The organism is Desulfobacter hydrogenophilus (genome assembly GCF_004319545.1).
GTDB lineage: Bacteria > Desulfobacterota > Desulfobacteria > Desulfobacterales > Desulfobacteraceae > Desulfobacter > Desulfobacter hydrogenophilus.
In genome coordinates this window covers 2,569,863-2,583,432 of the sequence record NZ_CP036313.1, presented here as the reverse complement: position 1 = coordinate 2,583,432, position 13,570 = coordinate 2,569,863, and the positions used below count along the sequence as shown (strand labels likewise).

Here is a 13,570-nt window from a genome sequence, read left to right as displayed (position 1 = left end):
GTTTTTTCCGGGCTTACCAGGGAAGATTCCGGGGTCCACTATACAGTTTCCTTGAGAGGCATCGACGATTTGGTTGTCATATATTGGGTTTTGCTATTTAAATCGAGTCCCCACCAACTTCAAACTCAACCCGGTAGTATATATCTGATAACAGCAGCTCAGCATCAACAGAATCAATCCTAACGTTCTGCTTCATGTCCTCATAGGAGAAGTATCTCCAGCTATCATCTCCACGAATAAATCTTTCAACCTGGCAATGGTTCTGGGAGACCAGGATATACTCCTGAAGCGAAGATATGAGCCGGTAACGGGAGAACTTTTTCCCCCGGTCATATGCTTCAGTTGAGTCCGAAAGAATTTCAATAATAACGACAGGGTTAAGCAGGGTCTCAACCCCATTAATTTCTTCCAAAAGGAGATCGTCACAGGCAATGACAATATCAGGATAAGTATATTGTTCCTTTGCCTGGATTTTAACCCGCATGTCGCTGGATAGATTTTCACATGAAGATCCCTTTAGCAGCACCCCCAATTCTCGTTCTATATTTCTACTGATCCGATTGTGGTTTAAACTGGCCCCGGTCATGGCAAACATCTCGCCGTCAAAAAACTCATGCTTGATCTCTGAGTTTTTTTCAAATGCAAGGTATTCTTCCGGGCTCATCCATTTTTTTTCTTGCCGCTGCTGGTTCATGGCTATTTCTCCAGTTTAAAAAAGGCATTTTTTCATATACTTTAAAAAAGAAAAAAGGCCAATTATCCTCCATTTTTAGTAAGAGAAGTAATACCTTTTATTACTATTTGTACAAAAAACTATCAACTCTTTCCTTTGAAACAGACCTATAAAAGGTGTTGAAATAATTTATAATTTTATCAATAAACTAACAGAATATATTGTAAATTCTCAATAAGTGCGGGGGATTATTTTTTTATATTTGTTTGGATTTTTGTATTAGGCATTTTACCCCGTCCCGTGCCGTCTGCCTCGGTGGTGATACTCAGCACAGTATAAGGAGACAGACTTCACTAAAAATGACAACAGAAGAACGACATGGTCCGAAGGGTTAAATGCCGAAACAGAGAGACTGCTTATTTTTCTGCCAACAACCACCAGAAGGCAGATACTCTACTGGAAATAATTGTAAAAATTACGATATATCTTTATTTTCAAAGATAAAGACTGCCGTAATCAGCACAACGGCAATGTAACTGACCGCATAAACAAAGCTTAACCCAAGTTCCTGACCCGGGATGGCCAGATCATGGACCACCCGGGTCTTGTAGTTTAGACGCTCAAGATTGGGCAGGATATAATAGGCCCCATCTGCCAGGGCCTTAAACACAGTGTCTTCGGATGCTTTGGCAAGCAGTCTTAAATCCTGGGTAAAATGCCCGATGATAAAAATAGCCAGGGTAAACATGCCGCTTAAAAACGGGCTTGAAAAGGCGGAGAAAAAAAGAGCAAAGGCCAGGATGACCAATATTTCAATGTAAATGGGCACAATGGCTGTTAACAGAGGCCATGGCACTATTTTCTCATATACGAAACAAAGGGCAAACAACAACACTGTCATCACCGCAACTTCCACCAGAATGGTCAGGCTGAGTCCTAAATATTTGCCCATGAGAAACTGCCACCGGGCCAACGGCTTGGAAAGAATAATGTAAATGGTGCGCTTTTCCATCTCCTTGTACACCATACCAATGCCCACAAAAATGGCGATAAGGGTGCCGCCGATGGATATGGACCCAAGCCCGAAATCCTTGATGATCTTCATGGGATCGCCAAGGGTCAGCTTGCTTAATACAATGGAAAATAAAATTAAAATTACGGCAAAAAATAAAAGACTGTAAAAAATCTTATCCCGGATAGACTCTTTAAATGTATTAAGGCCGATGGCCAGCACTTTGTTCATCAATATTCATCCTGTTGACTGCCTGCAGGGCGGGTGTTTTGCCCCGCACTTTTGATATAAATATCTTCTATGCTTTTGCGTGCCGTTGAAAAGGAGACAAGCACCAGACCTTGGCGGTTAATTTCTGCCATCACCCGGTCTGCGATCTCTTTATCTCCCGTTGAAATAATATGCCGGTTTCCACGAACCACTTGCTTAATGCTACTTTGACCCTCAATGCCTGACAAGTCCAAGCGCCCGCCCTGACAGGTAATCTCCCAGGTGGAATCCTGAGACGACATGGCATCGTCCATGGTGATGATACTTTTAAGTTCCCCATTAGCAAGGATGCCGGCACGATCGCAGATCATCTCCACATCCGAAATGATGTGGGACGAAAAAATAATGGTTTTACCCTGGTCCCGGCAGGAAAGAATAATGTCGCGCATGGATTTGCGGCCCATGGGGTCCAGGCCCGACATGGGCTCATCCAAAATCAGCAGTTTCGGATCATTGACCAGGGCCTGGGCAATACCGATGCGCTGGAGCATGCCCCGGGAAAATTTGCGCAACTGGGTATCCCCGGCATGGGCAAGTCCCACAAGATCGAGCAAATGGTTGACCCGCTTTTTACGTTCAGCCCCTGTCAGATCAAACAGGCTGGCATAGAAATCAAGGGCCTCGGCACCGGTAAGGTAAGCGTAAAAATAGGGTTGTTCCGGCAAATATCCAATCATGGCCCGGCTAGTTCTATCCTTTGCCGCCCCCCCCCAAAAAGAGATATCCCCTTTGTCCGGTCGTATCAGGTCCAGCATCAGCTTGAATGTCGTGGTCTTGCCGGCTCCGTTGCCCCCAAGATAGCCAAACACCTCATTGTCCCGGATCTGGAAATCCAAATCACGGATTACCTGTTTTTTCCCCAGCCAGCCGTTGGAAAAACTTTTGCTCAACCCTTTGATATTAATTGCCACGGAATCGGTCACCATTGTGTTCCTTTTTTAATTTTGTTCCGGCACCCGCATGGGCAGGGGGACATCGTCTGCGGAGGGCTGCTTTTTCTCGTTGATGTGCACTCTCAAATCGGCCTCGGGTATTGTGTTTGTAACAGTTTTATGGTCCATGGAAATATAATATTTCCCACCCCGGGGATCAATCGGTATGCCGGGAATAATGCCGGACTTAACCAACGTCTCTAAAGCGGTCGGATAATACTGAAATTTTAGATAAAAGGCGTCAAGTCCCTGGTTCAAAAGCTTTAGATTGGCCCGGTGGATCACCTGGTGGAGTCGTTCGATCAAACGCTCTTTTAACGCCTGTTTTTTCGTGGATTTTATCATCTCCTGCAAAAAAGCCACGGCCACTTCCGGAGAATCGGCATTGGCATAAAGTCGTGCCACCAGTTGGGGCAGATAAGAGGGGCTTTGGGGGAACTTTGTGGCCTGTTCCAGATAGTGAGCTGCAGTCAGATAATCATTTTTGTGGTACATATAATCATAGGCAAGAAAAAAGGGGAAATACCAGTACCGTGGATCATCCCGGGAAACATTCTTCATCCCTTTTTTCAGCAGCGCAATGCTTTTGTCTACATCCCCTACTTCAGCGGCCAGAACCACCCCGCCGAATTCATACGGGTATTGATACAACGGATCCAGGGTGGTTACCGCATCCAGCAGATGCGCAAGCCACGTGTAGTTGCGATCCGTTCGGGAATGCCCGCCAAAATACCCAACCGCCTTAATCCAGAGCAGATCCGCAAGCATCTCATCATACCCCAGTGCAGCCCCTTTTAGAAATGTTCCCGAAGGCAGATACAAAAAAGTTTCCACTTCCCTGACAGGATATTTTTCATCCAGGGTCTCAATCAAATAAAAAAGAATCGGGATCAGGAGAACAAGAAACATTATTTTTCTGAATTCAGGTGGCACGATAGAAAATCACCGTTTTTTTCCGGAGTCCTTTTAGGCCTGTTTTTTTCTGTTTTTTGACAACAGGGAATATTGTAAATTATTAATTTGTTCAGCAACAAGTCCCACAAGAAACATTGTATGCCTGTCAAAACGACTATGCAGTCTTTTTGCTCCATTGGGGTGCATGAACAATCCCAAGCAGGCCATCTATGGAAAGGTCCTCATCCAGCAGAGGCCAGTATATCCCATAGCCTGACGGAGAGATTCTAAAGCAGGAGCGCTCTACTGCTGATGCTTTTTCAAGAACAGGTGACACAGCCTTTAATTCAAAACGCTTTGTTTCTCCGTCAACGGTGATGACGAGGAAATTACCCTCAAACTCAATATCTTTAATTTCATGTAATTTTTCCATCGTTACCGCCTTTGCTGGAAATCGTTCCATTGTTGTTCAATGTATTCAAAGTGTTCGTAGATTATTTTTTTATTTTTTTAATCTGCCTTTTATCCTTTGATGACATATTATACGCGAAAGCTTCCCCAAGGTCAAAATTATCTTGATTTAACCAATACTTGCATTCCATATCTTCTTTCCGGCAATGCACATGAATGGGCTCGTTTCCTTCATTTGCGTAAAAGAACAATCTCCATCCTAAAATTACAAGAATAGTCGGCACTATTTCACCCTTTCAGGTCAGATGGGGGGGCCTTGATTATTGAACAAGTAAGAGGGGCCCCAAGGAGCCCCCCCATTTTAATTTTCGGATCAGGATTTTGTTTAATAATTAACTATCGTGTCCCCCGAATTTGTGTCCCCCGAATTTACCCCCCGAATTTACCTTACCATACACCAGAATTTTCATCCTGATATGCCCTGCTAGCATCTATTGAAAATAAACCATTTGTAGCAGTAGCTGCACCAGAACCAATAGTTCCGGCAGTAGCCAGACCACCAGGGACTACTCCGGCACCATCAAGGTTACCTTCTGCCGTAGCAACAAAACCGTCAACAATAGTAGTTAAGGTACTAGTAGCATCAGGTTCTACCGTGTATGAATAATATACCTGACCGGATGGTGCGAAACCAATTACAGTAAAGTCTGCGATACCACCAGTTGCCCAATCTACTTTCACTTGTCCACCATTGGTAGCAGGTGTAGCAGCACAAGCATGAAAAGTATCATTCTCTGCACGATAAGACTCTTGAGATGTTGCAATTGCACCAAGATTTACTTTTGCCTCAGCGGTTTTTGCCTTAAGCTGATAGTTCAGAAAGTTAGGAATCGCAATAGCAGCCAAAATGCCGATAATAGCCACAACAATCATCAATTCGATCAGGGTAAAACCGTTCTGGTTGTTTCTAATAAGTTTAGTCATTTTTTACTCTCCTTTTGTTAAATTAAATGATGTGACAAACTTTTTTCATTTTATGAATGACAATGCTTACTGCAACAGCAATGCCAGGACGAAAAACAACTTATATTTATTTATAACTACTTAATTTTAAAAAGACTTATTTTCATGAACTAAAACACTACAAAAACGATGAAAACGATTTTTCGCTGAAATTTAACAAAAACGATAATCCGATTGACAAAAAATGTCAACCCTGATTCTTTTACCCGGCATCACTATCCCCGGATTCATTTTTGACCGGTATGGTTTTGTCCAGGCGATACCTGAAAGACCTTAAGCTTAAATTTAAAAGTTCGGCTGCTTTACTCTTGTTGCCCTGGGATATTTCCACGGCTTTTTTGACATATGCACCTTCAATGTCGGACATAATCTTGTCCAAATCCACGCCGGAAACCACATCTTCCAGATCATAGCGGTTATCTTTAACGCCTTCTATCCAGCGCCGCCGTTTGTGAGAAGAGATGGTCAGGCTTTCGGGCAGAATAATATTGGTTGCGGAAAGGGCCACAGACCGCTCGATCAGATTTTCAAGCTCCCTGACATTGCCGGGGAAGGAGTACTGGTTCAAAAAATCAATGGCATAGGACGACAGCTTTACGATATCCTTGCCCAGTTTTTTCGAATATTTTTCCACGAAATGGGCCGCAAGTAAGTCAACATCCCCTTTTCTATCCCGCAGCGGCGGCACCTTAATGGGGATTACGTTAAGGCGGAAAAATAAATCTTCCCTGAAATTGCCGTCTATGACCTCCTGCTCCAGCTTTTTATTGGTGGCAGAGATAATCCTGACATCCACATCAATTTCCCGGGTACCGCCCACAGGCTTGAACCGGGTTTCCTGGACGGCCCGCAAGAGCTTTACCTGCAGAAACATGGACAACTCGCCGATTTCATCCAGAAAAATAGTGCCGGTATCGGCAGCCTCAAACAATCCCGGCTTGTCAGCCACAGCCCCTGTAAACGAACCTTTGACATGACCGAAAAATTCGCTTTCCATGAGCGTATCCGGGATTCCGCCGCAGTTGACCACCACAAAGGGCCTGTCTTTACGCTCGGAATTATCGTGGATGGCCCGGGCGATGAGCTCCTTTCCGGTACCGCTTTCACCGGTGACCAGCACATTGGTCTTGGTGGGGCCAATCTGGCGAATTCGCTGATAAATTGCCTGCATGCCGGGACTATTGCCGATGATTCGGTTAAAATGAAGATGGGATTTAAGCTCAGACGAACGAAGTGCTTTTTCCTGGTCCAGGGTCAAAAGTGCCAGGGCCTTGGCGATGGTGGCGCAAAGCTCATTGTTGTCAAAGGGCTTGGGCACAAAATCGTAAGCCCCTTCGTTCATTGCCTCCACAGCGATTTCCGTTGTGGCATAGGCGGAGATCATGATTACCACAGTGTCCGGATGCTCTTTTTTCACGGCCCGCAACACATCCAGGCCTGTAATATCGCCTAAACGGATATCGGTGAGCACCAGATCGTATTTTCTCTGCTTAATGCTGCTTAAGGCCTGTTTGCCATTTTTGGCAAGATTGACTTTATACCCTTTTTTGGACAGAAGCATCTCCAGGAACTGGCGCATGCTCAGTTCATCGTCTACCACCAGAATGCGGTGTGCGTCTGCCATAGATTTTATCCCGGGTCAATCCCTGGTTAATGTCATAAAATTAAAATATTTTTTGAATTAAAACCATGAAGGACATGAAGATTGATTTCCAGGTATATTCTTCATGCGCTTCATGTCCTTCATGGTGAAATAAAATACTCAATGTTTAGAATCCCCAATAAAATAGGGGCCGGACCACGTTTATAAGAGTGGGCTAAAAAATCTACTATTTAAGCTTTTCTGCTAAAGTCATACTATCCGTCCCAAGGATTAATTATATTAACACCTGTCTGAATAAAATCTGACACATTCCTTGTTACAATTGTCAGTTTATGTACTATAGCCGTCGCAGCAATAAGAGAATCGCGGTATGATTTAGGCTCAGGAACATGCAATATCGCACATTTCACGGCTATTGATGTGTCAACATCAAGAATACGTGCTCTAAATGTCGGTATTACATGATCGTTGAACCAAACACGAAGTATATTTCCCTGCCGAGGATCTTTCCTCTTTTTTAGAAGCACCCCTAATTCTATTTCTAAAACAGTAATAACCGATAAATACAGGGTTGAAGCAGGTACATTGCCTGCCCAAGCTTCGACGGCTTTGTTTATCTTATTGGTTTTTGCTTTCCTAAGTTCAGAGAGTACATTCGTATCAAGTAAATACATCAGGACAAATCCGCTGCTTGGCAAAGAGAGTCTTTTAAGCTGGGAGGATCAAAGTCTGTATCCGCTAAACCAGGCATAGCCAGTAAATCAAGAATATTTTGTTGCGTCCCTGTGAGCACTTGATATTCCTCAACCGTTATAAGGACGTAAGAAGGTCTACCGCGATCTGTAATGATCACCGGACCTTTTTTAGCCTCTCTTTTTGCACGACCTATGTCTTGATTTAATTCTCGGCTGGAAATTGTTGTAATACTCATATTGACCTCCTTCCCATAGGATGTAGCAATGTTACTACATTGATCTTTGCTCGTCAAGAAGGACCTCCTTAAAAAGATCGCATTTTTGGACAAAGGGAAAGGTAAGGGCCATGAAAATTCTAATCATCCATAGCGTAAACAATCCGGCCGTCAACAATGGTCAAAACAGCAGCACCCGTCAGTCTGCGGCCCGCAAAAGGCGTGTTGCGTCCTTTGCTCACAAAAATATTGGGGTCCACAGTCCATGCAGTATCCATATTAATGAGGGTGAGATCCGCCGGATTTCCCGGCACAATATCGTTGTTGATCCCGATAAGATCTGCCGGGGCCTTGGCCATTTTTTCCACCAGCTGTACCAGGGTCAAATGACCCTGGGCCACAAGATCCAGGCTTAACCCCAGCGAGGTTTCAAGGCCCACAATACCGAATGCGGCCTGGTCGAATTCCACCTGTTTTTCATCCTCGGCATGGGGAGCATGGTCCGTGGCAATTATGTCAATGGTGCCATCAATTAGTCCCGCAATAATGGCGCCCCGGTCCGTCTCACTGCGCAGGGGCGGATTCATCTTAAAATTGGTATCATAGGGCGGAATATCCGCATCCGTGAGGGTAAAATAATGGGGGGCGGTTTCACAGGTGACATGCACCCCCTTTGCCTTGGCCGCCCGGATGGCCTCAATGGACTGGGCCGTACTCATGTGGCAAAAATGCACCCTGGCACCTGTCAGTTCTGCCAGGGCAATATCGCGCATGACCATGACGGATTCCGAGGCATTGGGAATTCCTTTTATCCCCATCACCGTGGCCGGCAGCCCTTCGTTCATGGATCCGCCATCGGCAAGGCGCTTGTCTTCGGCATGAACGAGCACAGGGATATCCAGGGACTTGCAGTATTCCAGGGTCCGTCGCATGAGCTGGGAATCGGTAACCGGCATGCCGTCATCGGTCACAGCCCAAATTCCGGCTTTTTTCATATCCGCAATGTCGTTGAGCCTTTCCCCTTCAAGATTTCTGGAAATGGCCCCCACCGGATATACCCTGGACGCATTTGCCTTTTTCGCCTGGGAAAGGATAAAGGAGGTCACCTGGGCATTGTCATTCACAGGGTTGGTATTGGGCATGGCGCAGACCGCGGTAATTCCGCCGGCAGCCGCAGCCTTTAAACCGGTCTCTATGGTTTCTTTATATTCCTGCCCGGGCTCCCGCAAATGAACATGCACGTCTATGAGTCCCGGCACGGCAATCAGGCCCTGACCGTCAATCACTTTGACATCTTCCGACGCTTTGGCAACTTCCGGCAACTGTCCCGGTTCCGACACCGCCTCAAACAGCCCGTCTTTTATACTGATGTCCCTGATACCCTCAATGTTACCAGGATCAATAACCCGGACACCTTTAATTTGAATCTGCATTTTTATTACCTCCTGACACCAGATAAAAAAGAGCCATGCGAAGGGCCACCCCATTGGTCACCTGGTCTAAAATTACGGATTGTTCACCATCCGCCACCAGGCTTGAAATTTCAACGCCCCGGTTCAACGGTCCCGGATGCATGATCAAAGCATCCTTTGCCACCAGGTCCAGGCGTGCCTGATTCAACCCGTAAAGCGCCGCATACTCGCGCTCACTTGGAAAAAGTTGGCTGCCCTGGCGTTCCTTTTGAATCCGAAGCATCATAACCACATCCGCACCTGCCACACAGGCATCCATATCCCGGGCTACGGTGCATCCCATCTGCTCAATACCGACGGGAATCATGGTCCCGGGCGCACAAAGGGTAACCTTTGCCCCCATTCTGGACAAACCGATAATATTGGACCGGGCCACCCTGGAATGGGAAATATCGCCCACAATGGAAACCTTCAACCCCTCAAAGCTGCCCTTCTCTTCCTGGATGGTCATCATATCCAAAAGGGCCTGGGAGGGATGGGCATGGGTACCGTCTCCGGCGTTGATAACCGAGCATTTTACCCATTTTGCCACCTGGTACGCCGCGCCCGAAGATGAATGCCGCATCACGATGATATCAGGCTTCATGGACTCAAGGGTCCTGACCGTATCTCTTAACGTCTCCCCCTTGACAATGCTGGAGGAAGATTTGGATATGGCCACCGTGTCTGCGGAAAGACGCTTACCGGCCAGTTCAAAGGACAGCTTGGTCCGGGTTGACGGCTCCTGGAAAAAAAGCACAATGGTTTTGCCCCGAAGGGTGGGCACTTTTTTAACGGCCCGCTGGGAGATTTCCTTCATCCCCCGGGCCGTGTCCAGGACATAAGCGATTTCCTCACGGCTCAGGGAATCAATATCCAGAATATCTTTTTTTTCAAACCGCATGTGTATATATTCCTTAAAACAGCAGTGTGCCGATCCGGCTGAAACGGACGCTGAAATTCGCCTTGTCCCAGGACCAGTAAATAATGATGGCTTCGCCCCGCACTTCACTCAAATCCACAAAGCCCCAGAATCGCGAGTCATGGCTGTTGTCCCGGTTGTCTCCCATGACAAAAAGCTTGTTGGACGGCACGGTGATTTTTCTTAAATTATCCCGGGTGGTGATCTGACCCGGCAAAATCCGGGAATCCTTGTACTGGGCCCAGGGCTGGTCAGTGACAAGTTGGTCATTAACATACAGTTTTTTATTCACAATTTCCAGGGTATCGCCTGCAACGGCAATCACCCGCTTGATGTAATCCTTGGACGGATCTTCCGGATATTTGAACACCACAACATCGTTGCGCTGGGGATTTTTCACCGGAATCAGGGTCTTTCCGTTGGTAAAGGGAATTTTCACCCCGTAAATAAATTTATTTACAAGAATCTGGTCACCGATCTGAAGCGTCTCAAGCATTGAACCGGAAGGGATCTTAAAGGCCTGAACAAGAAAGGTACGGATAAACAAAGCAATCACAATGGCAATGAGAATTGCTTCAATATTCTCCCGCCAGGTGCTTTTCTTTTTTTTACTCATTTTTTGCTTCTTTTTTGTAAATTATTTTTGACCGAAGAGCGCTTACGCACTCCTCCTTTTATCGTGGAAAGGCAGCACATAATTTTAACTATCCCCAAGTCGTTTAACAGAACAGATGCTGGGGGACTCCAATGTAAAATCTGGATTTCTGGATTTCAGTTTTCAGAATATTGGCAATCTTTCTTGCCTTGACCATACTGGACAAAGGCACTGTGGGAACACTTTCGCCTTTGATGGTGATGGTCCCGCTTTTAAGTTCGGCATAACTGACCTGGCCGTAGGACTTGGAGATGCCCTTGGGGTAATCATGGCCGTAGTCGATAATCTGGGTAAAAATCTCTTCGTCGGACACGGACGTATATTTGAGGATCTCTTCATTTAAGATGGGAATGGGGATGCCAAGTCCCACAGACAGGGACACCCCATAGCCTCGGATGCTCTGCCCGACCAGCCACTCAGGTGACATCTGCTTCAGGTCTCCGATAACGGACAAGGTCCCGGCCCCGCTTAAGGGCACACCGTTAAGGCCTCTGTCCACATCTTTTTTATGCTGGGTACCGGTCCAGGTCACGTACCCTTGGGCTCCGCCCAGAAAAATCCTTGTACCCAACCCGATGGTTTTCAAATAGGGATCGTTGAACAAAGGGCTTAAACAACCGGACGTGGAATAGTTGGCGTTGCTCACATTGGGTTTAAGGGTGCCCATATACGTGTACTTTGTCTTGTCCGACCGGTTGATGGCGCAATTATAATTCTGATATGCGTTTCTCGGGTTACACAGCATGGCATTGGGCAAATCCTTTAAGGTGACTGTTTTCTCAATTGCGAGATTGGGATAACAATCCGTACCATAGCTCTCTGCCCTCAAATGCACCTGTTTGCCGGCCACAAGATCCTGGATGACATGCCCGCCCCCGTAATTGAACTCTCCTGGGTGATATTTATTCAGGGGATCCTCTTCACAAACAGCCGTAGCCCCCAGATAGCAGTCCACCGCTGCAATGGCCGAATAGGCCGGTACATTGTTAAACCAGGTTTTGGTCGTACGAATCACAGGCGTGGACTGGCCGATGTTTATAAATGCACCTGAAGAACACATGGGCGCAAAAGTTCCTGTGGTCACGACATCCACTTTGCGGGCCGCTTCCACAATGCCTTCTTTTTCCGCAATATCAATAATCTCTTCCGCCGTTACGACAACGGCCTGGCCGGCCGCAATTTTGGCGTTTATCTCTTCATAGGTCTTATTCACCTGACAGGTGCTCATGATTTGAATTGTCCTGATTTTCTAAAAAAGTTATACGTTTACTGAATCTGTTCTTTAACAGACTCAATTTTTGAGGTGATATTATTTTTTATCCAGGCCGCATCCCACCATTCCACGGGGTTGATAAACACATTGTGAAGCATCATGGAAAAATGCAGGTGATCTCCTCCGGCAAGCCCGGTTAAGCCTGTTCGGCCAATGATATCGTCCGTTTTAACCATATCGCCTTTAGCCACGTTCATCTGGCTTAAATGGGCATAAAGGCTGGCAAGACCAAGCCCGTGGTCAATGATGATGGTATTGCCGAAAATGCCGACATTTTCCGCCATGATCACCCGTCCATTGTTGGCCGCGCCCACCGGCGCATTGGCGGTGGAAGCCAGATCAATGCCTAAATGGGTGGAGTGACTAATCACTTTTCCATTATATTTATATGTACGCTTATCGGCAAAACGCGCCCGGTTGGCAGCCCCGGGAAGACGGTTGAAACGACCGTCCCACATCAATTCGGCACGGGTGTCCGAAGGTACTTTAGCTACGGTTTCCACATTCTGCTGACGAAGGGTCTCGTTAATATATAAGAATTTTGCCAGCAAAGGATTCTGTTCCGTCAAAAATTGCGGTTCCTTGGGGCCCAGGTCAAAATCATGCATTTTGAATTCCAGAAAACCGTCTGAGATGTTCAGGGTGTCGGGTCGAAAATTCTTATCTTTGATATAATGATAAAATCCGCGTTTGGTCTCATTTCCGGCCGGGTCCCGGACTTCTACGACAATACGGGTATCCGGCCCCTGGTTATAATCCAGAGCAAATAGAGCCGTGACCACCATGGGGTCATTAAACACACCGGAATATCCGGGGAAAAAGTTATCCCCCACCCTGACACCGCTTTGAACATTTTCTTCATCAAGTTTGTAAATCACAAGGCCGGCACCGCCCCTGGATATATTATGCTGGGAGGTCAGAACCTGGAGTCGTGGCGCCACCGTATCAATGATCACCGGCCGCTCTTCGTAAAAGCGGTTGCCTTTGGCCCATTTACGCCAGGCATAATCCGTTACAACAATCCGGATAACGGCCTGGCCGTCGCTCATGCCGTATTTACGCGTTTCAACGGGAATAATAAAGTTGTCTGAAAGGGTAATATTATCGCTGAACAAAGACAGAATGGAAGAGGGGGGATAAGATTTATCCAAAAGGACTTTTTCATTATCCTTCTGCACCAGGGAGACCGTTACATGCTTTAAACCTGCGCCGTTATCCGTTGCGGTCATATTTATTTCATAGGATTGTTTAAGATACTGGGAGGGCAGACTGATGTCTGCGATGGGAGGCTCTCCCTCATATTTACAAAACAGAACCCAGCCCACAGGCACGACAATTACCAGAAATATAATCAGAAACAGTATTCTTTTCATCAAACAACCTTACTTTTCAAGACGTTAGACGGCTACATTAAAAATCAACTTAAGATATCAGCAAACGCCTTTCTTATCAAGGAATTTTCCCTGGCACTGATCCATCTTGACATTTACCCGGACGAATAATAATTAGGGTGATCATTATTTTTCTCGTTTTAAGGATAT

Annotated in this window: 15 protein-coding genes; all 15 read right to left on the bottom strand. The window is 46.2% G+C overall.

Annotated elements, in window-relative coordinates:
• Nucleotides 1-97: 97 nt before the first annotated feature.
• The 15 genes from EYB58_RS11455 to EYB58_RS11385 all read right to left on the bottom strand — a co-directional run bounded on the left by EYB58_RS11455 (nucleotide 98) and on the right by EYB58_RS11385 (nucleotide 13,402).
• Nucleotides 98-694, bottom strand: coding sequence for a Uma2 family endonuclease (locus EYB58_RS11455; protein ID WP_111952989.1), 597 nt, complete (start codon nucleotides 692-694; stop codon nucleotides 98-100).
• 454 nt (nucleotides 695-1,148) lie between these two features.
• A complete protein-coding gene (locus tag EYB58_RS11450) occupies nucleotides 1,149-1,916 on the bottom strand; it encodes an ABC transporter permease (protein WP_111952987.1) in 768 nt (255 codons plus the stop codon).
• Nucleotides 1,916-2,881 carry an ABC transporter ATP-binding protein gene (locus tag EYB58_RS11445; protein ID WP_111952985.1) on the bottom strand — a complete coding sequence of 322 codons (966 nt, stop codon included), beginning with the start codon at nucleotides 2,879-2,881 and terminating at the stop codon, nucleotides 1,916-1,918. Before EYB58_RS11445 ends, EYB58_RS11450 begins: the two co-directional genes overlap by 1 nt.
• Nucleotides 2,882-2,893: 12 nt before the next feature.
• Nucleotides 2,894-3,796: a tetratricopeptide repeat protein gene (locus EYB58_RS11440; RefSeq protein ID WP_111952983.1), complete on the bottom strand. Its 903-nt coding sequence runs from the start codon at nucleotides 3,794-3,796 to the stop codon at nucleotides 2,894-2,896.
• A 160-nt stretch (nucleotides 3,797-3,956) separates the two neighbouring features.
• Nucleotides 3,957-4,214 (bottom strand): DUF2442 domain-containing protein, encoded by a 258-nt coding sequence (locus EYB58_RS11435; RefSeq protein WP_111952981.1) that lies wholly within the window; start codon nucleotides 4,212-4,214, stop codon nucleotides 3,957-3,959.
• A 61-nt stretch (nucleotides 4,215-4,275) separates the two neighbouring features.
• Nucleotides 4,276-4,404, bottom strand: a complete 129-nt coding sequence (locus EYB58_RS24720) for a hypothetical protein (RefSeq protein WP_242637655.1) — start codon at nucleotides 4,402-4,404, stop codon at nucleotides 4,276-4,278.
• A gap of 235 nt (nucleotides 4,405-4,639) precedes the next feature.
• Nucleotides 4,640-5,176, bottom strand: a complete 537-nt coding sequence (locus tag EYB58_RS24445; protein ID WP_111952979.1) for a type IV pilin protein — start codon at nucleotides 5,174-5,176, stop codon at nucleotides 4,640-4,642.
• A 241-nt stretch (nucleotides 5,177-5,417) separates the two neighbouring features.
• On the bottom strand, nucleotides 5,418-6,839 hold the full coding sequence (locus EYB58_RS11420; RefSeq protein ID WP_111952977.1) for a sigma-54-dependent transcriptional regulator: 1,422 nt from the start codon (nucleotides 6,837-6,839) through the stop codon (nucleotides 5,418-5,420).
• Between the two features lie 233 nt (nucleotides 6,840-7,072).
• A complete protein-coding gene (locus EYB58_RS11415) occupies nucleotides 7,073-7,492 on the bottom strand; it encodes a type II toxin-antitoxin system VapC family toxin (protein WP_111952975.1) in 420 nt (139 codons plus the stop codon).
• Nucleotides 7,492-7,749, bottom strand: a complete 258-nt coding sequence (locus EYB58_RS11410; RefSeq protein WP_111952973.1) for a type II toxin-antitoxin system Phd/YefM family antitoxin — start codon at nucleotides 7,747-7,749, stop codon at nucleotides 7,492-7,494. Before EYB58_RS11410 ends, EYB58_RS11415 begins: the two co-directional genes overlap by 1 nt.
• Before the next feature lie 119 nt (nucleotides 7,750-7,868).
• Complete coding sequence (locus EYB58_RS11405) at nucleotides 7,869-9,161, bottom strand: dihydroorotase (RefSeq protein ID WP_111952971.1); 1,293 nt, start codon at nucleotides 9,159-9,161, stop codon at nucleotides 7,869-7,871.
• Nucleotides 9,145-10,083 carry an aspartate carbamoyltransferase catalytic subunit gene (locus tag EYB58_RS11400; RefSeq protein WP_111952969.1) on the bottom strand — a complete coding sequence of 313 codons (939 nt, stop codon included), beginning with the start codon at nucleotides 10,081-10,083 and terminating at the stop codon, nucleotides 9,145-9,147. The genes EYB58_RS11405 and EYB58_RS11400 overlap by 17 nt, the downstream gene beginning before the upstream one ends.
• A 13-nt stretch (nucleotides 10,084-10,096) precedes the next feature.
• A complete protein-coding gene (gene lepB / locus EYB58_RS11395; RefSeq protein ID WP_111952967.1) occupies nucleotides 10,097-10,717 on the bottom strand; it encodes a signal peptidase I in 621 nt (206 codons plus the stop codon).
• Between the two features lie 103 nt (nucleotides 10,718-10,820).
• Complete coding sequence (locus EYB58_RS11390; protein ID WP_111952965.1) at nucleotides 10,821-11,984, bottom strand: homocysteine biosynthesis protein; 1,164 nt, start codon at nucleotides 11,982-11,984, stop codon at nucleotides 10,821-10,823.
• Nucleotides 11,985-12,022: 38 nt separating this feature from the next.
• Nucleotides 12,023-13,402: a M23 family metallopeptidase gene (locus EYB58_RS11385; protein WP_111952963.1), complete on the bottom strand. Its 1,380-nt coding sequence runs from the start codon at nucleotides 13,400-13,402 to the stop codon at nucleotides 12,023-12,025.
• Nucleotides 13,403-13,570: the final 168 nt, after the last annotated feature.

What these genes read in the sequence shown, in the direction of transcription:
- EYB58_RS11455 (WP_111952989.1), bottom strand. Translation starts at nt 694, where the DNA reads ATGAACCAGCAGCGGCAAGAAAAAAAATGGATGAGCCCGGAAGAATAC.
- EYB58_RS11450 (WP_111952987.1), bottom strand. Translation starts at nt 1,916, where the DNA reads ATGAACAAAGTGCTGGCCATCGGCCTTAATACATTTAAAGAGTCTATC.
- EYB58_RS11445 (WP_111952985.1), bottom strand. Translation starts at nt 2,881, where the DNA reads ATGGTGACCGATTCCGTGGCAATTAATATCAAAGGGTTGAGCAAAAGT.
- EYB58_RS11440 (WP_111952983.1), bottom strand. Translation starts at nt 3,796, where the DNA reads ATGTTTCTTGTTCTCCTGATCCCGATTCTTTTTTATTTGATTGAGACC.
- EYB58_RS11435 (WP_111952981.1), bottom strand. Translation starts at nt 4,214, where the DNA reads ATGGAAAAATTACATGAAATTAAAGATATTGAGTTTGAGGGTAATTTC.
- EYB58_RS24445 (WP_111952979.1), bottom strand. Translation starts at nt 5,176, where the DNA reads ATGACTAAACTTATTAGAAACAACCAGAACGGTTTTACCCTGATCGAA.
- EYB58_RS11420 (WP_111952977.1), bottom strand. Translation starts at nt 6,839, where the DNA reads ATGGCAGACGCACACCGCATTCTGGTGGTAGACGATGAACTGAGCATG.
- EYB58_RS11415 (WP_111952975.1), bottom strand. Translation starts at nt 7,492, where the DNA reads ATGTATTTACTTGATACGAATGTACTCTCTGAACTTAGGAAAGCAAAA.
- EYB58_RS11410 (WP_111952973.1), bottom strand. Translation starts at nt 7,749, where the DNA reads ATGAGTATTACAACAATTTCCAGCCGAGAATTAAATCAAGACATAGGT.
- EYB58_RS11405 (WP_111952971.1), bottom strand. Translation starts at nt 9,161, where the DNA reads ATGCAGATTCAAATTAAAGGTGTCCGGGTTATTGATCCTGGTAACATT.
- EYB58_RS11400 (WP_111952969.1), bottom strand. Translation starts at nt 10,083, where the DNA reads ATGCGGTTTGAAAAAAAAGATATTCTGGATATTGATTCCCTGAGCCGT.
- lepB (WP_111952967.1), bottom strand. Translation starts at nt 10,717, where the DNA reads ATGAGTAAAAAAAAGAAAAGCACCTGGCGGGAGAATATTGAAGCAATT.
- EYB58_RS11390 (WP_111952965.1), bottom strand. Translation starts at nt 11,984, where the DNA reads ATGAGCACCTGTCAGGTGAATAAGACCTATGAAGAGATAAACGCCAAA.
- EYB58_RS11385 (WP_111952963.1), bottom strand. Translation starts at nt 13,402, where the DNA reads ATGAAAAGAATACTGTTTCTGATTATATTTCTGGTAATTGTCGTGCCT.